The following is a 19778-nucleotide window of genomic DNA, read 5'->3' on the forward strand; positions in this document are numbered from 1 at the left end:
CACTCGAGGAACAGCATTCATGAGCAAGCCTCTGCAGGGCGAGATCGCCCTCGTCACCGGTGCCAGTCGCGGCATCGGCGCGGCCATCGCCGATACGCTGGCCGCCCAGGGCGCCACCGTGATCGGCACCGCGACCTCGGCCTCCGGCGCTGCGGCGATCGGCGCGCGCCTGGCTGACCAGGGCGGCCACGGCCGCGAGCTCAACGTCACCGACGCTGCGGCGGTCGATGGCCTGATCGATGCGATCGGCAAGGAGTTCGGCGCGATCTCGATCCTGGTCAACAACGCCGGCATCACCCGCGACAACCTGTTGATGCGGATGAAGGACGACGACTGGCAGGCGATCATCGACACCAACCTGACCAGCGTGTTCCGCACCTCCAAGGCGGTGATGCGCGGCATGATGAAGGCGCGCAAGGGCCGCATCGTCAACATCGCCTCGGTGGTGGGTGTGACCGGCAACCCCGGCCAGACCAACTACGCTGCGGCCAAGGCCGGCATCATCGCGTTCTCCAAGTCGCTGGCCAAGGAAATCGGCTCGCGCGGGGTCACCGTGAATGTGGTGGCGCCCGGCTTCATCGATACCGACATGACCAAGGCGCTGCCGGAGGAGGCCAAGGCCGCCCTGCTGCAGCAGATCGCGCTCGGGCATCTGGGCGCGCCGGAAGACATCGCCAACGCGGTGGCGTTCCTGGCCGGCCCGAGCGCCGGTTACATCACCGGTGAGACCCTGCACGTCAACGGCGGCATGTACATGCCGTGAGCGTGCGGCGCCGGGAGGCGCTAAGTGGCTGATCGGCCGGGAGTTGTGATGCAATGCAAGGCTCGGTCGCTTCCACTACACTATCCAACGCGGCCATCGCAGCCCGATGGCGTTTTTTTCGTACCACCACTACTCCATCTGGAGCGATATCCCCAATGAGCACCATCGAAGAACGCGTCAAGAAAATCGTCGTCGAACAACTCGGCGTCAAGGAAGAGGAAGTCACCACCAGCGCATCGTTCGTCGATGACCTGGGTGCCGACTCGCTGGACACCGTCGAGCTGGTGATGGCGCTGGAAGAAGAGTTCGAGTGCGAGATCCCGGACGAAGAGGCTGAGAAGATCACCTCGGTCCAGCAGGCGATCGATTACGTCAAGGCTCACGTCAAGAGCTGATGCGTTGTTCCTGACGGCGGTGGCGTGCGTCAAGCCGCTGCTGCGTCAGACATTCCATGGGGCCGCTGATGCGGCCCTGTGTTTTTCAAGCGTCATCCGCAAACCGCAAGCACCGTCCGTTCCGTGGTGAGGAGATCTGCAATGAGTCGTCGTGTTGTCGTTACCGGCATGGGCATGGTGTCGCCGCTGGGCAATGATCTGGCCACCAGCTGGGATGGAATCATCCACGGGCGCTCAGGCATCGGCCCGATCACGCAGATCGATGCCTCGCAGTTCACCACAAAGATCGCCGGCGAGATCAAGAATTTCGACCCCACGCTTTTTGTGTCCGCCAAGGACGTCAAGAAGATGGATTCGTTCATCCATTACGGTGTCGGTGCCTCGTTCATGGCGCTGGACGACTCCGGCCTGGAAATCGACGAAAGCAATGCCGAACGCGTTGGCGCCATTCTCGGCTCCGGCATCGGCGGGCTGCTCGGTATCGAAGAGCAGACCATCAAATTCCATGAGGGCGGCGCGCGAAAGATTTCGCCGTTCTATGTGCCCAGCACCATCATCAACATGCTGCCGGGCCAGGTCAGCCTGATCAAGGGCCTGAAAGGCCCGACCTTCTCGGCCGTATCGGCCTGCGCCACCTCCAACCATTCGATCGGCACCGCGATGCGCATGATCCAGCATGGCGACGCCGATGTGATGCTGGCCGGCGGCGCCGAGCGCGGCTCCTCGCCGAGTTCGGTGGGCGGCTTCTGCGCGATGAAGGCCATGTCCACCCGCAACGACGACCCGACCGGCGCCTCGCGTCCGTGGGACAAGCAGCGCGATGGCTTCGTGCTGGGCGACGGTGCCGGCGTGCTGGTGCTGGAAGAGTACGAACACGCCAAGGCGCGTGGCGCACGCATCTATGCAGAACTGGTCGGCTTCGGCGCCAGCTCCGACGCCTTCCACATGACTGCACCCAGCGAAGATGGCGAGGGTGCGGCGCGCAGCATGGCCGCGGCGATGCGCGATGCCAAGCTCAATCCCGAGCAGATCGGCTACCTCAACGCGCACGGCACCTCCACGCCGCTGGGCGATCTGGCCGAAACCCTGGCGATGAAGCGCGCGCTGGGCGACCACGCCTACAAGACCATGGTCAGCTCGACCAAGTCGATGACCGGCCACCTGCTCGGCGCGGCCGGCGGCGTGGAAGCGATCTTCTCGGTGATGGCGCTGCATACCGGCATCATTCCGCCGACCATCAATCTGGAAGAGCCCAGCGAAGGCTGCGACCTGGATTACGTGCCGAACGTGGCGCGCGAGGTGCAGGTGGATGCGGTGATGTCCAACGGCTTCGGCTTTGGCGGCACCAACGGCACGCTGGTGTTCAAGCGCGTCTGACGTCCCGGCGTTGGTGTACCGCGAACAATGCTTCGCGGTACACGCCGCACGCAGGTTACGGCGGTCGGGCAGGGCGTGTACGCGGCCGAACGTCGCTCCGCGAGCTGATCCTTCTCTTCATGTGTGCCCTGCCTCTCTCGCAGGGCGGCGCCTCTTAGCACCCCACGCCCAACCGGCCGATGACGCTCACCAGACCCCTGCACGCCGACATCGACCTGCTGGCGCTGCATCGGCTGGCGCCGCAGCGGTATCCGGCACTGCTCGAATCCACCGCCTCCGGCACCGCGCACGGTCGCTGGGATGTGCTGCTGCTTGCAGACGGCGCACGCCTGCGGCTGGATGCCGATGGGCGCACGCGCGACGGCGATGGACGCGTGCTGGACGGCGGCTTTCTGCAGGCATTGGATGCGGCCTGGCAGGCCGAGCGCGTGCCGCACGATGCGACCAGCCCCTGGCCGTTTCGCGGTGGCTGGGCGGTATTGCTGGACTACGAACTGGCCGCGCAGGTCGAACCGATTCTGCAGTTGCCCACGCGCAGCGATGGCCTGCCGAGCGCACTGGCCTTGCGTGCGCCCGCCGCGGTGCTGCGCGACCGGGTACAAGGCCGCTGCATCGCGCTGGCCGAGCCGGACCGCGAGGATCTGCTGACCCGCATCGTCGAGGACATCGCCGCCTGCGCCGCATTGCCACCATTGCCCGGCTGGGTCGGGCCGCTGGCTGTCGATGAGGACGCGCCGGAGCGCTTCACCGATGCAGTGGAGCGCGTGCTCGATTATCTGCGCGCCGGCGATGTGTTCCAGGCCAATATCTCGCGCGCCTGGCATGCGAGGTTCGCTGCGGCGGTCGATCCGGCGGCGTTGCATGCGCGCCTGCGCGCGGCCAATCCCGCGCCGTTTGCCGGCCTGTTTGTTGCGGCAGGACGCGCGGTGGTGAGTTCCTCGCCGGAGCGGCTGGTGTCGGTGCAGGGCGATGTGGTGCAGACGCGCCCGATCGCCGGCACGCGCGCGCGCTTTGTTGGCGACGACGATGCCGCACGCATCCGCGAGCTGGTCGGCCATCCGAAGGAGCGCGCCGAGCACGTCATGCTGATCGACCTGGAGCGCAACGACCTGGGACGCATCTGCGCGCCCGGCACGGTGGAGGTGGACGAGCTGATGGGCGTGGAAAGCTACGCGCACGTGCACCACATCGTCAGCAATGTACGCGGCCGTCTGCGCGCCGACGTCACTCCGGGCGAGGCGATCGCCGCGGTGTTTCCCGGCGGCACCATCACCGGTTGCCCGAAGGTGCGCTGCATGCAGATCATCGCCGAGCTCGAACGCACCGCGCGGGGCGCCTATACCGGCGCATTCGGCTGGCTCAATCGCGACGGCGACATGGATCTGAACATCCTGATCCGCACCGCCGAGGTGGCCGGGGAGCAGGTGCATTTCCGCACCGGCGCCGGGATCGTGGTGGATTCGGACCCGCAGCGCGAACTGGACGAGACCCGCGCCAAGGCGCGCGGCGTGCTGCGCGCCTTGGACCAGGCATGAGCGCTTCAACGGGACATCACCGGCGCGCGGTATCCTGCGCGGCGCTGGGGCAATGACGAGGTGCGTGTGGCGGTGACTGGCAAACGTGGATGTCTGGCTGTGCTGGGCACGGCTCTGTTGCTCGTGGCGCTGCTGGCCATTGCGGGGCTGGTGGCGTGGCGGCATTACCTGCACTTTGCCGGGACACCGGTGAGCGCGAGCGCGCCCAGCGTGGTGATCGCGCCCGGCGATTCGCTCAAGGCCACGTTGCGCAAATTGCGCGCCGCCGGCGTGGCGCAGGGCACCGATCTGGAATGGCAGTTGCTCGCGCGCCAGGTCGATGCGGCCGGCAAGCTCAAGGTGGGCGAATACGCGCTGGCGCCGGCGCTGTCGCCGCGCGAGCTGCTCGAACGCATGCGCCAGGGCCGGGTGATCCAGTACCGCTTCACCATCGTGGAAGGCTGGAACTTCCGCCAGCTGCGCGCCGCGATCGCCACCGCCACGCCGCTGCAGCAATCCATCGCTGCGCTGGACGATGCGGCGTTGATGGCGCGGCTGGGGTTCGCCAACCAGCACCCGGAGGGGCGCTTCCTGCCGGAAACCTATCTCTACCAGCGCGGCGACAGCGATCTGGACGTGCTCAAGCGTGCCCACCTGGCCATGGACAAGGCGCTGGCGCAGGCCTGGGAGCAGCGCGCGCCGGATCTGCCGCTCGGCTCGCCGGAACAGGCCTTGATCCTGGCCTCGATCATCGAAAAGGAAACCGCGCTGGGCTCGGAGCGCCCGTTGATTGCCGGCGTGTTCCTGCGCCGCCTGCAACTGGGTATGAAGCTGCAGACCGACCCTACCGTGATCTACGGCATCGGCAGCAGTTACGACGGCAATATCCGCCGCCGCGACCTGACCACCGATACGCCGTACAACACCTACACGCGTACCGGCCTGACCCCGACGCCGATCGCCATGCCCGGCCGTGAGGCCTTGCTGGCGGCGGTGCGTCCGGCGCCGGGGAACGCCCTGTACTTCGTGGCGGTCGGCGATGGCACCGGCGCGCATGCGTTCTCGGCCACCCTGGCCGAACACAATGCCGCGGTGGCGCGTTACCTGCAGCGCCGTCGCCTGCCGCAATCGGAGCCCACTCCATGACCACTGCGTTTTCACCCTGGCAGCAGCGCGCCTACGACCAGACGCTAGCGGCACTGGACGCCGGCCGGCTCGGGCACGGCCTGCTGATCTGCGGGCCGGATGGCCTGGGCAAGCGTGCGGTGGCGCTGGCGCTGGCCGAGCATGTGCTGGCCAGCTCGCCGGACCCGGCGCTGGCGCAGCGCAGCCGGCAGCTGATCGCCGCTGGAACCCACCCGGACCTGCAGCTGATCTCGTTCATTCCCAACCGCACTGGCGACAAGCTGCGCACCGAGATCGTGATCGAGCAGGTACGCGAGATTTCGCAAAAGCTGTCGCTGACCCCGCAATACGGCATTGCCCAGATCGTGATCGTCGACCCGGCCGATGCGATCAATCGCGCCGCCTGCAACGCCTTGCTCAAGACGCTGGAAGAACCCTCGCCGGGGCGCTACCTGTGGTTGATCAGCGCGCAGCCGGCGCGCCTGCCGGCAACCATCCGCAGCCGCTGCCAGCGTCTGGAATTCAAGCTGCCGCCCGCGCACGAGGCGCTGGCCTGGCTGCTGTCGCAAGGTGTCGACGAACGGGCTGCACAGGAAGCGCTGGATGCCGCACGCGGTCATCCGGGGCTTGCGGCGCAGTGGCTGCGCGAGGATGGCCTGGCGGTGCGCCGCGCGGTGGCGCAGGACCTGGAGCAGATCGCCGCCGGGCGCGCCAGCGCAGTGGATATCGCGCAGCGCTGGACCAACGACGGCCAGGCCGACCAACGTCTGCGCCACGCGGCAGACCTTGCGCTGGCACAGGCATCGGCCGGCTTGACCGATCCATCGCGGTTGCACAAGCTGGCGACCTGGTTCGACGCCGCCAATCGCACCCGCGACCTGCTGCGCACCACCGTCCGCGCCGATCTGGCGGTGACGGAATTGTTGCTGGCCTGGCGCGAGGGAGAGCGTCCGGCACGTTCTAGGGGAACTCGATGAGTGCAATGAATGCACGCCAGGGCATCTTGTCGCTGGCGTTGAAGGACAAGCCGGCGCTCTACAGCGCCTACATGCCGTTCGTGAAAGGCGGCGGCATCTTCGTACCCACGCCCAAGCGCTACATGCTCGGCGACGAAGTCTTCCTGCTGCTGACCCTGCCGGACTCCAGCGAACGCCTGCCGGTGGCCGGCAAGGTGGTCTGGACCACCCCCGCTGGCGCGCAGGGCAACCGCGCCGCCGGCATCGGCGTGCAGTTCCCGGACGGCCCGGAAGGCGAGGGCGTGCGCAACAAGATCGAGATGTTGCTGGCGGGCCTGACGACCTCGGACAAGCCGACGCATACGATGTGAGGCGGGGTGCGGGTGCGCGCGATCGCAACCGTGTTGGACGCGGGGCATCGAAGCTGCGCATCGGGCGTTTGAACGGCGCCGAATCGATCGCCGCGTCATCGCTGCCAGCTAGCGCGAATGCCGCGCCCGGTCACCGGAACGCGGCGTTTTCGACCGCATCATCATGGCAGTGGATGAACCTGTTGACGATCGCCGCAGCTGCCCTATAATGTGCGGCTCGCGTCATCGGGCGGTTAGCTCAGCGGTAGAGCATTGCCTTCACACGGCAAGGGTCACAAGTTCGAACCTTGTACCGCCCACCATCGAAACCCAGCAACAGCAAGGGGTTTAAGCGCGAGAGAAGAGCCGGCCATGGGCCGGCTTTTTTGTTGTCCTGCAGTGTCCTGCAAAGCCTGGGCACCTGGCTCGGTTGAAGTGCTGGTATGGACGTGGCCGATGCCGTCGAATCGTCGTTGTCGCCGACATCCGTGCGAGTCGAGTGCATGGCCTGTTGATTCAGTGATTTGTTCAAGTCGCTGACAGCCGTGTTCATCCGGTTGTGCCTGCTTGTTGCAGGCTCGGGAACGAATCGCCATCCTGCAATCCCCCGCGTTGAAGAAGGAGTGGCGATGAAGGCGCTGCTTGGAAGTGCTCTGGTTGCAATGATGCTGCTGGCGGGCTGTGCCCGTGACGTGGGCGAGCAGTACGTGGGCAAGTGGGTCAACATGAAGTCGGAGAAGAACGTGCTCAGCATCGAGCACAACGGCGAGAGCTTCATCATTCGCGACACCACGCCGGAGCTGCTGGGCGGTGGCGTCAAGACAAGGAATCATCCGGCGATCTTGAACAAGGGCGTGCTGCAGGTATCCAACGCCGATGGCACCGTCAACTACGCGATCGACCAGGCGACCGGGCACCTGAGCACGGGCGATACCGAATACACGCGGGTCAAGTGATCGCTGCGCGCTCGCTCACTAGGTGAGTGCTGGGTGGCGTGCTGCATCTGCGGCGGGATCGCATCACCAACGTCGCGCCGACCCTGTCGTGTGATCGTGTCGCATGACCGGTCGCCGCCGACCGCCAGTCTTGCGTGCTGACGACTCGCCGACCAACCTCTGCGCTTGCGGCCCGAGCGCGCAAGCCAAAGCCCGCAGCTGCATCTCAAGCAGGCGATGCCGACGCGTGCGCCTGCATCCAGCGCCACAACGTCGTGCGCGAGACGCCGAGCGCCTGGGCGGCGAGGGCGCGATTGCCGTTTGCGCGATCGAGCGCGGCGCGGACCGCTGCGGCAGTGAGTTGCATGCGCGAGGTTGCAAGATCGCTGTGTTCGGGGGGCGCCACGCTGCCGCCAATGCGCATGTCGAACAGCTCGGGTGCCCAGCGTTGCAATTGATCCAGGTCCAGGCTGTCGTGCGGTTGGGCCTTCCAGTGGATGCACAGGCGTTCGACCAAGTTGCGTAGTTCGCGCACGTTGCCCGGCCAGGTGTGCTGTTGCAGCCGCTGCAGCGCTGCTGGAGACAATGGCGACGGCAGCGCGCCGAGTTGCTGGAAGTAATGTGCCAGCAACAAGGCGATCTCGTGGGGGCGATGACGTAGCGGCGGCAGGGCGATGCGTAACGCTGCCAGGCGATAAAAAAGGTCGCGGCGGAAGCGCCCCTGTTCGACCAGGGTCTGCAATGGTTGCAGGCTGGCGGCGATGACGCGTATGTCGACGGCGACCGGCAGTGTGGCGCCGACACGCAGCACTTCGCGCTCTTCCAGCACGCGCAACAGGCGTGTCTGCAGCGGCATCGGCAGTTCGCCGATCTCGTCGAGAAACAGCGTGCCGTCCTGCGCGGCTTCGATCAGGCCGACATGGCCGCCGCGGCGTGCGCCGGTAAAGGCGCCGTCGCTGTAGCCGAACAATTCCGCTTCCAGCAGCGATTCGCTGATGGCGCCGCAGTTGATGGCGACGAAACGGCCGCGTCGTCGGCTGCCGGCATGTAACTGGCGCGCGACCAGTTCCTTGCCGGTGCCGGTCTCGCCGCTGATCAATACGGTGCCCGGATGGGGGGCGTACAGCTGCACCAGCTCGCGCACATGCGCGATTGCGGCGTCTTGGCCAAGTAATGCGTCGGTGCGCCGCACCCGGCGCGTGCCGGTGCGGCTGCCGCCGCGCTCGTTGCCGGGTGCGGTACCCAGCGCGATGGCGTGTTCGAGCGCCAGGCGGACCGAATCTGCCGAGTACAGCAGCACGCCGGGCAGGCCGGCCTGCTCGGCGAAATCGATCGCCATGCCGGTGCCGACGATGACCTGGATGCCGCTGGCGCGCAGGTCGGCAATGCAGTCGCGCGCGTCTTCGGCGGTGACGAAGCGGCGGTGCTCGATGTCGAGGTCGAAGCTGTCCTGGAAGGCGCGGAACGAGGGCACGTCGGTGGCATGGGTGACCACGCCGATGCGCGGTGCGATGCGGCGTGCGCGCGCCAGCGCTTCCATCAGATCGAACCCGGTGGCCTGGATCGGCGCCAGTGGCAGTGCGAGCCGGCTACGCAGATAGGCGGCATTGGAGCCACCGGCGACCAGTACGTCGCAGCGCTCGCGGCGCAGGCGCTGGCCGATGACCTCCACCGCCTCGGCAAAACCGAGGTTGACCTGCTCGATGCGCGCGCGCTGGTCGAACTCGGGGATGACGTCGGCCAGCAGGCCGGTCAGGCGAGAGACGCTGACGGTCCAGACGACCGGTGGAGAGGGCTCCATCGGCTCGGTAAACCTGGGGCTGCGCATCGTTGGTGCCACGTTGCAAAGATGTTGCATGCTGCGCGCTGCGTTTCGGGTTTGCAACAAATGGTTTGCCCTGGCCGAATGAAATCAATGGCTTGGCGTTGGCATGCCATTTGCGCCTAATCCCGTATCCCACCTCTGGAATCGCCATGACGTCCTCACCCACCGCTTCCGCCGGCACGCGCTTCCGCGCTGCGCTGGCTGCCGAATCGCCGCTGCAGGTGATCGGCGCGATCAATGCCAACCATGCGCTGCTGGCGCAGCGTGCCGGCTACCAGGCCATCTACCTGTCTGGCGGCGGTGTGGCGGCCGGTTCGCTGGGGCTGCCGGACCTGGGCATCAATACGCTGGAAGACGTGCTGATCGACGTGCGCCGCATCACCGATGTCTGCGAGCTGCCGCTGCTGGTGGATGTGGACACCGGCTTCGGGCCGAGCGCGTTCAATATCGAGCGCACCATCAAGTCGCTGATCAAGGCGGGCGCAGCCGGCTGCCATATCGAGGACCAGGTCGGCGCCAAGCGTTGCGGGCATCGGCCGGGCAAGGAGATCGTCAGCCAGGCCGAGATGGTCGACCGGGTCAAAGCGGCGGCCGATGCCAAGACCGATGCGGCGTTCTTCCTGATTGCGCGCACCGATGCGATCCAGATGGAAGGCGTGGATGCGGCGATCGAACGTGCGATCGCCTGCGTGGAAGCCGGTGCCGACGGCATCTTTGCCGAAGCCGCGTACGACCTGGACACCTACAAGCGTTTTGTCGATGCAGTGGGCGTGCCGGTGCTGGCCAACATCACCGAATTCGGCAAGACACCGCTGTTCACGCGCGACCAGCTTGCGCGGGCCGGTGTGGCGATCCAGCTGTTTCCGCTGTCGGCATTCCGTGCGGCCAACAAGGCGGCCGAGGCGGTCTATACCGCGATTCGGCGCGATGGCCATCAGCAGGCCGTGCTGGACACCATGCAGACGCGCGAAGAGCTGTACGAGCGCATCGGCTACCACGGCTACGAGCAGCGCCTGGACGCCTTGTTTGCACGCAAAGGCGCATGATCGCGCCTTGCTGCGTGCAGGTTTGGCCACTTCATCCGTGACACCGCAACACGACACCGTTTGGGAGCGCATCGCATGAACGACACCGTCAATCCCGGCTTCAAGCCGAAGAAATCCGTCGCACTGTCCGGCACTGCTGCAGGCAACACCGCGCTGTGCACGGTGGGCCGCAGCGGCAACGATCTGCATTACCGCGGCTACGACATCCTGGATCTGGCCACCACCAGCGAGTTCGAGGAAATTGCCTACCTGCTGGTGCACGGCAAGCTGCCCAACAACGGCGAACTGCGCGGCTACAAGGCCAAGCTGCGTTCGCTGCGCGGCGTGCCGGCGGCAGTGAAAACCGCACTGGAGCAGCTGCCGCCGTCGGCGCATCCGATGGACGTGATGCGCACCGGCGTGTCGGTGCTGGGTTGCCTGCAGCCGGAGAAGGACGATCACAATCATCCTGGCGCGCGCGATATCGCCGACAAGCTGATGGCCTCGCTGGGCTCGATGCTGCTGTACTGGTACCACTACAGCCACAACGGCAAGCGCATCGAGGTGGAAACCGACGACGACTCGATCGGCGGGCACTTCCTGCATCTGCTGCACGGGTTCGCACCGAAGGACTCGTGGGTGCGTGCGATGCATACCAGCCTGATCCTGTACGCCGAACACGAGTTCAATGCCTCCACGTTTGCGAGCCGGGTGATCGCCGGCACCGGCAGCGACATGTACAGCGCCATCGCCGGCGGCATCGGCGCATTGCGCGGTCCCAAGCATGGCGGCGCCAACGAGGTGGCCTTCGAGGTGCAGAAACGCTACGACACCCCGGACGAGGCCGAGGCCGACATCAAGGCGCGTGTGGAACGCAAGGAAGTGGTGATCGGCTTCGGGCACCCGGTCTACACCGTGTCCGATCCGCGCAACAAAGTCATCAAGGACGTGGCGCGCGAACTCTCCGACGAGCAGGGCAGCCGCAAGATGTACGACATTGCCGAGCGCCTGGAGACGGTGATGTGGGACATCAAGAAGATGTTCCCGAACCTGGATTGGTTCAGTGCGGTCAGCTACCACATGATGGGCGTGCCGACGGCGATGTTTACGCCGCTGTTCGTGCTGGCGCGAACTGCCGGGTGGAGCGCGCACATCATCGAGCAGCGCATGGACGGCAAGATCATTCGTCCCTCGGCCAATTACACCGGCCCGGAAGATCAGGTCTTCGTACCGCTGGATCAACGCTCCTGAGGACGCGCCAGCGGTTGGATTAATCTGCCGATCGCCTTCGCTCAACGAAGGCGATCAGACGATGGCAACCGCAACGAGAGATGGCAGTCCCCCCCCCCACACGCCGGAAATCCTGAATCCGATTCCCGATTCCCGATTCCCCCGATTCCCGAATCCCGAATCCCGAATCCCGAATCCCGAAATACCCCCGCCCGCTTCGATATCGCCAGCCATGAACAGCCAGTACCGCAAGCCCTTGCCGGGCACCTCGTTGGACTACTTCGATGCACGCGCCGCCGTGGATGCGCTGCAACCCGGCGCCTACGCAGGGCTGCCGTACACCGCACGTGTGCACGCGGAGAATCTGGTGCGGCGCGCCGAACCGCAGATGCTGGAGGCCTACCTGCGCCAGCTGATCGAGCGCAGGCGCGACCTGGATTTTCCATGGTTTCCGGCGCGTGTGGTCTGTCATGACATTCTGGGGCAGACCGCGCTGGTCGACCTGGCCGGGCTGCGCGATGCGATCGCCGAGCAGGGTGGCGACCCGGCGCAGGTCAACCCGGTGGTGCCGGTGCAGTTGATCGTCGATCACTCGCTGGCGGTGGAATACGCCGGTTTCGACAAGCAGGCCTTCGCCAAGAATCGCAGCGTGGAAGATCGGCGCAACGCCGACCGCTTCCACTTCATCGAGTGGACCAAGCGCGCATTCGAAAACATGGAAGTGATTCCGCCGGGCAACGGGATCATGCATCAGATCAATCTGGAGAAGATGTCGCCGGTGATCTATACGCTCGATGGCGTGGCATTCCCGGATACCTGCGTAGGCACCGACAGCCACACCCCGCATGTGGATGCGCTGGGTGTGATCGCAGTGGGCGTGGGCGGGCTGGAAGCGGAAAACGTGATGCTGGGGCGCGCCTCTTGGATGCGCCTGCCCGACATCATCGGTGTGGAACTGCTGGGCCGGCCGGCGCCCGGCATTACCGCCACCGACATCGTGCTGGCCCTGACCGAGTTCCTGCGGCAGCAACGTGTGGTCGGTGCCTATCTGGAGTTCTACGGGGCCGGCGCCAGCGCGCTGACCATCGGCGATCGCGCGACCATCTCCAACATGACGCCGGAATTCGGTGCCACTGCGGCAATGTTCTATATCGATCAGCAGACGCTGGATTACCTGCGCCTGACCGGGCGCGAGGACGCACAGATCGCCTTGGTGGAGACCTACGCGCGGCACACCGGCCTGTGGGCGGATGACCTGGTCACAGCGCAGTACGAGCGTGTGCTGCAGTTCGACCTGTCGAGCGTGGTGCGCAACATGGCCGGGCCATCCAATCCGCACAAACGCGTGGCCACCAGCGAGCTGGCCGAGCGCGGCATTGCCGGCGTCTGGGATGCCGTGCCGGGCCAGATGCCCGATGGCGCGGTGATCATCGCCGCAATCACCTCGTGCACCAATACCTCCAACCCGCGCAATGTCATTGCCGCGGGCTTGCTGGCGCGCAATGCGAATGCACGCGGATTGACGCGCAAGCCCTGGGTGAAAAGTTCGCTGGCGCCGGGCTCCAAGGCGGTGCAGTTGTACCTGGAAGAGGCCGGGTTGCTGGGCGAGCTGGAACAACTGGGTTTCGGCATCGTCGCGTTTGCCTGCACCACCTGTAATGGCATGAGCGGTGCGCTGGACCCTGCGATCCAGCAGGAGATCATCGACCGCGATCTGTATGCCACCGCGGTGTTGTCGGGTAACCGCAATTTCGACGGGCGAATCCATCCGTATGCGAAGCAGGCGTTTCTGGCATCGCCGCCGTTGGTGATCGCCTATGCCATCGCCGGCACGGTGCGCTTCGATATCGAAAAGGATGTGCTGGGCATCGATGCCGATGGCGTGGCGGTGACGCTCAAGGACCTGTGGCCGAGCGATGCGGAGATCGATGCAGTGGTGGCGCGCAGCGTCAAGCCAGAGCACTTCCGCAGCGTCTACGACCCGATGTTCAAGCGCAGCGTGGGGCAGGGCATCCAGGTGAGCCCGTTGTACGACTGGCGGCCGGCCAGCACCTACATCCGGCGCCCGCCGTACTGGGAAGGCGCGCTCGCCGGTGCACGCAGTTTGCAGGGCCTGCGCCCGTTGGCGGTGCTGGGCGATAACATCACCACCGACCATCTGTCGCCGTCGAATGCGATCCTGGCCGGTAGCGCGGCAGGCGAATACCTGGCGCAGATGGGCGTGCCGGAGGAAGACTTCAATTCCTACGCCACCCATCGCGGCGATCACCTCACCGCGCAGCGCGCCACCTTCGCCAACCCCAAGCTGGTCAACGAAATGGCGGTGGTCGATGGGCAGGTCACCGCCGGTTCGCTGACGCGGCTGGAACCGGAAGGGCAGGTGCTGCGCATGTGGGAGGCGATCGAAACCTACATGATGCGCAAGCAGCCGCTGATCATCATTGCCGGTGCCGATTACGGGCAGGGTTCCTCGCGCGACTGGGCCGCAAAGGGCGTGCGTCTGGCCGGGGTGGAGGTGATCGTGGCCGAAGGCTTCGAGCGGATCCACCGCACCAACCTGATCGGCATGGGCGTGTTGCCGCTGGAGTTCAAGCCGGGCACCGACCGCAAGACGCTGGGCATCGACGGTAGCGAAACCTTCGATGTGGTCGGCGAGCGCACGCCGGGCGCCACGCTGACGCTGTCGATCCATCGGCGCAACGGCGAGCAGGTGCAGGTGCCGGTCATCTGCCGCCTGGATACCGCCGAGGAAGTGTCCATCTACGAGGCGGGCGGCGTGCTGCAACGATTTGCGCAGGATTTTCTTGAGAGCCGGGAATCGGGAGTCGCGAATCGAGATTTGTTGAAAGCGACATCAGTACCGCAAGCGCACTAGCGTCAATGGCCCTTGCCGTGGGTCTGCCACCCAATCCCCATTCTCCAATCCCCAATCCCGGCCCTCCCATGACCCCGCTCCCCCAACTCCGCATCCCGGCCACCTATATGCGTGGCGGCACCAGCAAGGGCGTGTTCTTTCGCCTGCAGGATCTACCCGCTGCCGCGCAGCAGCCCGGGCCTGCGCGCGATGCGTTGCTGCTGCGGGTGATCGGCAGCCCCGATCCCTACGGCAAGCAGATCGATGGCATGGGCGGGGCGACTTCCAGCACCAGCAAGAGCGTGATCGTGTCGGCCAGCACGCGTGCCGGGCACGATGTGGACTATCTGTTCGGGCAGGTGTCCATCGACAGCGCGTTCGTGGACTGGAGCGGCAACTGCGGCAACCTGTCGGCGGCGGTGGGGCCGTTTGCGATCGCCAATGGCCTGGTCGATGCCGCGCGGGTGCCGCGCGACGGCGTGGCAACGGTGCGGATCTGGCAGGCCAATATCGACAAGACCATCGTGGCGCATGTGCCGATGACCGATGGCCAGGTGCAGGAAACCGGCGACTTCGAACTGGATGGGGTGACCTTTCCTGCCGCCGAAGTGCAGCTGGAATTTCTCGACCCGGCCGACGATGCCGAAGGCGAGGGCGGGGCGATGTTCCCCACCGGCCAGCTGATCGATCAGCTGGAGATTCCCGGCCTGGGCACGATCGCCGCAACGCTGATCAATGCCGGCATTCCGACCATCTTCGTCAACGCGCGCGACCTGGGCTATACCGGTACCGAGCTGCAGGAAGCGATCAATGGCGACCCGCGTGCATTGACGATGTTCGAGACCCTGCGTGCGCACGGCGCGGTGCGGATGGGCTTGATTGCGAAGGTGGAAGACGCGGCGACGCGGCAGCACACGCCGAAGGTGGCGTTCGTGGCGCCGCCGGCCGATTACACAGCCTCCAGCGGCAAACCGGTGCACGCTGCCGAACTCGATCTGCTGGTGCGCGCGATGTCGATGGGCAAGTTGCATCACGCCATGATGGGCACCGCCGCGGTGGCGATCGGCACCGCGGCCGCCGTGCCCGGCACCCTGGTCAATCTGGCAGCGGGCGGCGCGGCGCGTTCTGCGGTGCGTTTCGGGCATCCCTCCGGAACCTTGCGCGTCGGCGCCGTGGCGCAGCTGGTGGACGGCCAGTGGCAGGTGACCAAGGCGCTGATGAGTCGTAGTGCGCGGGTGCTGATGGAAGGCTGGGTGCGGGTGCCGGTCGATGCGGCCGGGGGTGGCTGATCGCCCACTGAGGCCGGGCAGGCCCCAACGCACAAATTGCATGCGCGTGTTGCATTAATTCGAACGCCTTTTCGAATTCGGAAAACTTTTTCGCACGCGCTCTGCCAAATTTGTGTAAATCGTGTTAATTCTGTTGCAACGCGGCATGCAGATCAGGCCGCTCCGCCAACCGAATTCGGAGTCTTCCCATGTCCGCCAGCCGGTCGCTCAAGATCAGCGCGCTCGCCGTTGCCGTTGCTTCCCTTCTCCCGCTCCATGCCGCTGCCCAGCAGGCGCCCGGCGACGACGGTGTCGTGCGCCTGGACGCGGTCAAGGTCACGGTCGAGCGCCGCTCGGAAGATTCCAAGGACGTGCCGGTCTCGGCATCGGTGCTGCGTCCGGAGTTCCTGGATGCCATCTCCACCAGCGGCTCGGATATCCGCGTGCTCGCGGGCAAGGCGCCCAGCCTCAACATCGAATCGTCCAACGGCCGTGTGTTCCCGCGCGTGTACATCCGCGGCTACGGCAACACCGCCTTCAACACCTATGCCTCGCAGCCGGTGTCGCTGATCTATGACGACGTGGTGCAGGAAAACGCATTCCTGAAGGGCTTCCCGATCTTCGATCTGGAAGGCCTGGAAGTGCTGCGCGGCCCGCAGGGCACGCTGTTCGGCCGCAACACGCCGGCCGGCGTGGTCAAGTTCAACTCGGTCAAGCCGGCCATCGGCGCCAATGACGGCTACGCCAGCCTGTCCTACGGCACCTACGGCACCATGACCCTGGAAAGCGGCCTGAGCATCGCCATGGGCGACCATTGGGCGGCGCGTCTGTCCACGCTGGGCCAGCGCCGCGACGACTGGGTGGAAAACCGCGATGGCCGCGATCTGGAAGGCTATACCGATTCGGCCGTGCGCCTGCAGCTGCTGTACCAGGCCAGCGACGATTTCAGCGCCTTGTTCAACGCGCATGCGCGTCACCTGGACGGCACCGCGCGGCTGTTCCGCGCCAACATCATCCAGCCCGGCACCAACCAGCTGGTGGACGGCTTCGACGAAGAGAAGTCCTTCATCGACGGCGCCAACAACCAGGAATTGCAGACCTACGGCGGCAGCGCCAATCTGACCTGGGACCTGGGCGACATCGCGCTGCACTCGATCACTGCCTACGAAGGCATCGGCAAGTACTACAGCCGCGGCGATATCGATGGCGGCTTCGGCGCGGTGTTCGCACCGCCGTCCGGCCCGGGCGTGATTCCGTTCCCGGTGGAAACCGCCGGCGGCATCAAGAGCCTGGACCAGTACAGCCAGGAACTGCGTGCCGAATCGCAATACGAAGGCCCGCTCAACTGGCAGGCCGGCCTGTACTACTTCCACGACGATGTGGAAGGCGAAAACTACACCTACAACACCTTCAGCGGCGGCGATCTGGCCAGCTACCAGCTGACCCGCCAGCGCAACACCTCGTGGGCGGCGTTCGGCTCGTTGAACTATGCGGCCACCGATCGCCTGAACCTGCGCGCCGGCATCCGCTACACCTACGACAAGAAGACCTTCGACGTGCTGGCACTGGACCGCGTCACGCTGGTCGAGCCGTCCAGCGGCGAGACCGACAATTCCAAGGTCACCGGCGATCTGGCGGCCACCTTCGCCATCAACGACGACGTCAACGTGTACGCCCGTGCCGCACGCGGCTTCCGCGGCGCCAGCTTCGGCGTGCCCTCGGGCACCGCGCCGCTGACCGTGGCCGAGCCGGAGACGGTGGATTCGTTCGAGATCGGCATCAAGTCCGACCTGTTCGACAACCGCGCGCGTCTGAGCTTTGACATCTACGATTTCCGCGTCAAGAATCAGCAGCTCACCGCAGTGGGCGGCGTCTCCAACGACGTGCGCCTGCTCAACGCCGACAAGACCAAGGCGCGCGGCGCCGAGTTCGACTTCGAAGCGCTGCTCACCCAGAACCTGCGCGTCACCGCCGGCGGCGCCTACAACTGGACCCGCATCGACGACCCGACCCTGTCGGTGGGCGTGTGCCGCACCTGCACCGTGACCGACCCGCTCAATGCGGCCGGCAACGCCATCATCGACGGCAACGACCTGCCGCAGGCTGCCAAATGGATGGCCAATGCCACCCTGCGTTACGGCATCCCGATGGGCAACGACGGCGAGCTGTTCTTCTACACCGACTGGTCCTACCGCAGCGAAGTGAACTTCTTCCTGTACGACTCCAAGGAGTTCACCGGCCAGCCGCTGGTCGAGGGCGGCGCCAAGATCGGCTACAACTGGGGCGCGGGCGCGTACGAGTTGTCGGTGTTCTGCCGCAACTGCACCAACCAGATCCGCGTGACCGGTGCGATCGACTTCAACAACCTCACCGGCTTCATCAACGACCCGCGCATCGTCGGTGCGCAGTTCCGCGCCAACTTCTGATCGGCGTCGTGGTGTAGCACTATCGAACCGCCGGCCAACATGCCGGCGGTTTTTTTATGGTCGCAGGAGTGGATGCATGCAGCGGAGATGGCGAAACATGTGGTGGATGCTGGGGCTGTGGTGTGCGTCGGCAGTGGCATGGGCGCAGACGCCTGCCGCCACTGCCGCGCAGCTGGCGCCAATGCCCACGTCTACGTCGACGTCCTCCGAGTTGCTGGTGGTCTCCACCGACATCGGCGACGACATCGACGATGCGTTTGCGCTCGGGCTGTTGCTGCGTAGCCCGCAGCTGCATGTGCTGGGCATCGCATCGGCCTGGGGCGACACCGGCTTGCGTGCGCAACTGCTGCAGCGCCTGTTGCAGCAGGCCGGGCGCAGCGAGATTCCGTTGGCGGTGGGCGCACGCACCACCAGCGCGATCCCCTTCAGCCAGGCGCGCTGGGCCGCCAGGGGACAGTTGCCCGGCAAGCTGCCGGATGCGGCGGCGATGATCCTGCAGCAGGCGCGCCTGCACCCTGGCAAGGTGACCTTGCTGGTATTGGGGCCGATGACCGACGCCGCAGTGGCGCAGCAGCGCGACCCGGCCGGCTTTGCCAAGCTCAAGCGTATCGTGGCGATGGGCGGGTCGGTACGCGTCGGCTACGGCAAGTCGGCCTACCGTCCGGCCAGCGCGCCGGCGCCGGAGTACAACATCCTGGCCGATGTGCCGGCGGCGCAGCGGGTGTTCGCGGCCGGCGTGCCGATCGTGTTGCTGCCCTTGGACGCCACCCAGATCACGCTGGAAGAACCCGAGCGCATCGCCTTGTTTGCACATGGCGATGGGCTCACCGATGCGCTCACCCAGCTGTATTACCAGTGGCGCAATACCGACCAGCCCTGGGCCAGCGCCACGCCGACCTTGTTCGACGCAGTGCCGGTGGCCTGGCTGCTGCGCCCCGACCTGTGCCCGACCACGCCGTTGCATCTGGACGTCGATGCGCAGGGCTACACCCGCGAAGGCGCAGGCACGCCGAACGTGCAGGCCTGCCTGCGCGCGGACAAGCCGGCGTTGATCGACCTGTATATGCGCACGATGCTGCAGTTGCGCTAGGAGTGGCTATCAAATGTGGTGAGCGCCGGCTTGGTGGCGAGCGCAGTGGTTTTATTGGCCGTACTTTGGGATGCAGTCAAAAGCCTGGTTGGTCGTGTGCGTGGTGCCCTCACCGCTCGCGGGACACGCCGCAAGTACGTCCTTGTAGGCTCGGTGGCGGCATCCATGCCGCCACACGGTCCCGCAATCGGCGAGGACACCGCACCAGAAAATGCGTCGGCTGCTTTGTTGAATGCCTGCTTGTTGCTCTGCTTGTGATGGAACGTTTGTTGGATGCACCATCATCCGAACAATGCACGCCATGCCCTGTTTGCGCCCCTGCACACCGACCATCTCGACTGGTCCTTGCCCGGCCACCGTCGCGGGACCTTACGCGGCATGGATGCCGCGTAAGAGCCTACATGGACGTACTTGCGGCGTGTCCTGCGATGGTGGGCGGGCAAGGGCCCTGCAGCCAAGCCGCAACTCAGCGGCCTGCCATGGACCGGTGTCAAACCATTGCGCTCACCACTGGTCGGGCGCGCCGGTGCCGTCGCAGCGCTGGCCCGATGGCGCATCATCGCCGCCCATCGGCAAGTCCTTGCGTCGTCTCATGCCGCCATCGGTGAAGTGAACGGCATCGCTATACTTGCGTCCTCAGTCATG

General features: G+C 65.8%; 15 protein-coding genes and 1 tRNA gene. 15 read left to right on the forward strand and 1 reads right to left on the reverse strand.

Going from position 1 to position 19778, the window contains the following annotated elements:
- Positions 1-19: 19 nt before the first annotated feature.
- The 9 genes from fabG (at position 20) to AC1PLS_RS05615 (ending at position 7436) form a co-directional block, all read left to right on the forward strand.
- Positions 20-763: a 3-oxoacyl-ACP reductase FabG gene (fabG, locus tag AC1PLS_RS05575; protein WP_054590839.1), complete on the forward strand. Its 744-nt coding sequence runs from the start codon at positions 20-22 to the stop codon at positions 761-763.
- A gap of 155 nt (positions 764-918) precedes the next feature.
- Positions 919-1158, forward strand: coding sequence for an acyl carrier protein (gene acpP / locus AC1PLS_RS05580; protein ID WP_002814322.1), 240 nt, complete (start codon positions 919-921; stop codon positions 1156-1158).
- A 141-nt stretch (positions 1159-1299) separates the two neighbouring features.
- Positions 1300-2535 carry a beta-ketoacyl-ACP synthase II gene (fabF, locus tag AC1PLS_RS05585; protein ID WP_024938455.1) on the forward strand — a complete coding sequence of 412 codons (1236 nt, stop codon included), beginning with the start codon at positions 1300-1302 and terminating at the stop codon, positions 2533-2535.
- A 179-nt stretch (positions 2536-2714) separates the two neighbouring features.
- A complete protein-coding gene (locus AC1PLS_RS05590) occupies positions 2715-4070 on the forward strand; it encodes an aminodeoxychorismate synthase component I (RefSeq protein WP_481104269.1) in 1356 nt (451 codons plus the stop codon).
- A gap of 60 nt (positions 4071-4130) precedes the next feature.
- Complete coding sequence (mltG, locus tag AC1PLS_RS05595; RefSeq protein WP_184431933.1) at positions 4131-5195, forward strand: endolytic transglycosylase MltG; 1065 nt, start codon at positions 4131-4133, stop codon at positions 5193-5195.
- The gene (locus tag AC1PLS_RS05600) at positions 5192-6151 is read left to right on the forward strand and encodes a DNA polymerase III subunit delta' (RefSeq protein WP_039523908.1); all 960 of its coding nucleotides are present in this window, start codon (positions 5192-5194) and stop codon (positions 6149-6151) included. The genes mltG and AC1PLS_RS05600 overlap by 4 nt, the downstream gene beginning before the upstream one ends.
- The gene (locus AC1PLS_RS05605) at positions 6148-6501 is read left to right on the forward strand and encodes a PilZ domain-containing protein (RefSeq protein WP_024938459.1); all 354 of its coding nucleotides are present in this window, start codon (positions 6148-6150) and stop codon (positions 6499-6501) included. The genes AC1PLS_RS05600 and AC1PLS_RS05605 overlap by 4 nt, the downstream gene beginning before the upstream one ends.
- A 227-nt stretch (positions 6502-6728) precedes the next feature.
- A tRNA-Val gene (locus tag AC1PLS_RS05610) sits at positions 6729-6803 on the forward strand.
- Between the two features lie 306 nt (positions 6804-7109).
- Positions 7110-7436 carry a hypothetical protein gene (locus AC1PLS_RS05615; RefSeq protein ID WP_039523911.1) on the forward strand — a complete coding sequence of 109 codons (327 nt, stop codon included), beginning with the start codon at positions 7110-7112 and terminating at the stop codon, positions 7434-7436.
- A 205-nt stretch (positions 7437-7641) separates the two neighbouring features.
- On the opposite strand, the gene prpR is transcribed toward AC1PLS_RS05615, so the two are convergent.
- Complete coding sequence (gene prpR / locus AC1PLS_RS05620) at positions 7642-9243, reverse strand: propionate catabolism operon regulatory protein PrpR (protein ID WP_184431931.1); 1602 nt, start codon at positions 9241-9243, stop codon at positions 7642-7644.
- 146 nt (positions 9244-9389) lie between these two features.
- On the opposite strand from prpR, the gene prpB reads away from it, so the two are divergent.
- The 6 genes from prpB to AC1PLS_RS05650 all read left to right on the forward strand — a co-directional run bounded on the left by prpB (position 9390) and on the right by AC1PLS_RS05650 (position 19133).
- The gene (prpB, locus tag AC1PLS_RS05625) at positions 9390-10286 is read left to right on the forward strand and encodes a methylisocitrate lyase (RefSeq protein ID WP_047125842.1); all 897 of its coding nucleotides are present in this window, start codon (positions 9390-9392) and stop codon (positions 10284-10286) included.
- Between the two features lie 75 nt (positions 10287-10361).
- Positions 10362-11516 carry a bifunctional 2-methylcitrate synthase/citrate synthase gene (prpC, locus tag AC1PLS_RS05630; RefSeq protein ID WP_016903133.1) on the forward strand — a complete coding sequence of 385 codons (1155 nt, stop codon included), beginning with the start codon at positions 10362-10364 and terminating at the stop codon, positions 11514-11516.
- Positions 11517-11727: 211 nt separating this feature from the next.
- Positions 11728-14370 carry a Fe/S-dependent 2-methylisocitrate dehydratase AcnD gene (acnD, locus tag AC1PLS_RS05635; RefSeq protein ID WP_184431929.1) on the forward strand — a complete coding sequence of 881 codons (2643 nt, stop codon included), beginning with the start codon at positions 11728-11730 and terminating at the stop codon, positions 14368-14370.
- 68 nt (positions 14371-14438) lie between these two features.
- Positions 14439-15638 carry a 2-methylaconitate cis-trans isomerase PrpF gene (gene prpF / locus AC1PLS_RS05640; RefSeq protein WP_184431927.1) on the forward strand — a complete coding sequence of 400 codons (1200 nt, stop codon included), beginning with the start codon at positions 14439-14441 and terminating at the stop codon, positions 15636-15638.
- Between the two features lie 188 nt (positions 15639-15826).
- The gene (locus tag AC1PLS_RS05645) at positions 15827-18043 is read left to right on the forward strand and encodes a TonB-dependent receptor (protein ID WP_481104270.1); all 2217 of its coding nucleotides are present in this window, start codon (positions 15827-15829) and stop codon (positions 18041-18043) included.
- Positions 18044-18149: 106 nt separating this feature from the next.
- Positions 18150-19133: a nucleoside hydrolase gene (locus AC1PLS_RS05650; protein WP_184432935.1), complete on the forward strand. Its 984-nt coding sequence runs from the start codon at positions 18150-18152 to the stop codon at positions 19131-19133.
- The last annotated feature ends 645 nt before the right edge of the window (positions 19134-19778 follow it).

The organism is Xanthomonas sp. NCPPB 3218 (assembly GCF_056725185.1).

Coding starts and splice junctions, on each gene's coding strand:
- AC1PLS_RS05600 (WP_039523908.1), top strand. CDS start 5,192: ATGACCACTGCGTTTTCACCCTGGCAGCAGCGCGCCTACGACCAGACG.
- prpB (WP_047125842.1), top strand. CDS start 9,390: ATGACGTCCTCACCCACCGCTTCCGCCGGCACGCGCTTCCGCGCTGCG.
- fabF (WP_024938455.1), top strand. CDS start 1,300: ATGAGTCGTCGTGTTGTCGTTACCGGCATGGGCATGGTGTCGCCGCTG.
- AC1PLS_RS05650 (WP_184432935.1), top strand. CDS start 18,150: ATGCTGGGGCTGTGGTGTGCGTCGGCAGTGGCATGGGCGCAGACGCCT.
- acnD (WP_184431929.1), top strand. CDS start 11,728: ATGAACAGCCAGTACCGCAAGCCCTTGCCGGGCACCTCGTTGGACTAC.
- fabG (WP_054590839.1), top strand. CDS start 20: ATGAGCAAGCCTCTGCAGGGCGAGATCGCCCTCGTCACCGGTGCCAGT.
- AC1PLS_RS05605 (WP_024938459.1), top strand. CDS start 6,148: ATGAGTGCAATGAATGCACGCCAGGGCATCTTGTCGCTGGCGTTGAAG.
- prpC (WP_016903133.1), top strand. CDS start 10,362: ATGAACGACACCGTCAATCCCGGCTTCAAGCCGAAGAAATCCGTCGCA.
- prpR (WP_184431931.1), bottom strand. CDS start 9,243: ATGCGCAGCCCCAGGTTTACCGAGCCGATGGAGCCCTCTCCACCGGTC.
- AC1PLS_RS05645 (WP_481104270.1), top strand. CDS start 15,827: ATGTCCGCCAGCCGGTCGCTCAAGATCAGCGCGCTCGCCGTTGCCGTT.
- AC1PLS_RS05590 (WP_481104269.1), top strand. CDS start 2,715: ATGACGCTCACCAGACCCCTGCACGCCGACATCGACCTGCTGGCGCTG.
- prpF (WP_184431927.1), top strand. CDS start 14,439: ATGACCCCGCTCCCCCAACTCCGCATCCCGGCCACCTATATGCGTGGC.
- acpP (WP_002814322.1), top strand. CDS start 919: ATGAGCACCATCGAAGAACGCGTCAAGAAAATCGTCGTCGAACAACTC.
- AC1PLS_RS05615 (WP_039523911.1), top strand. CDS start 7,110: ATGAAGGCGCTGCTTGGAAGTGCTCTGGTTGCAATGATGCTGCTGGCG.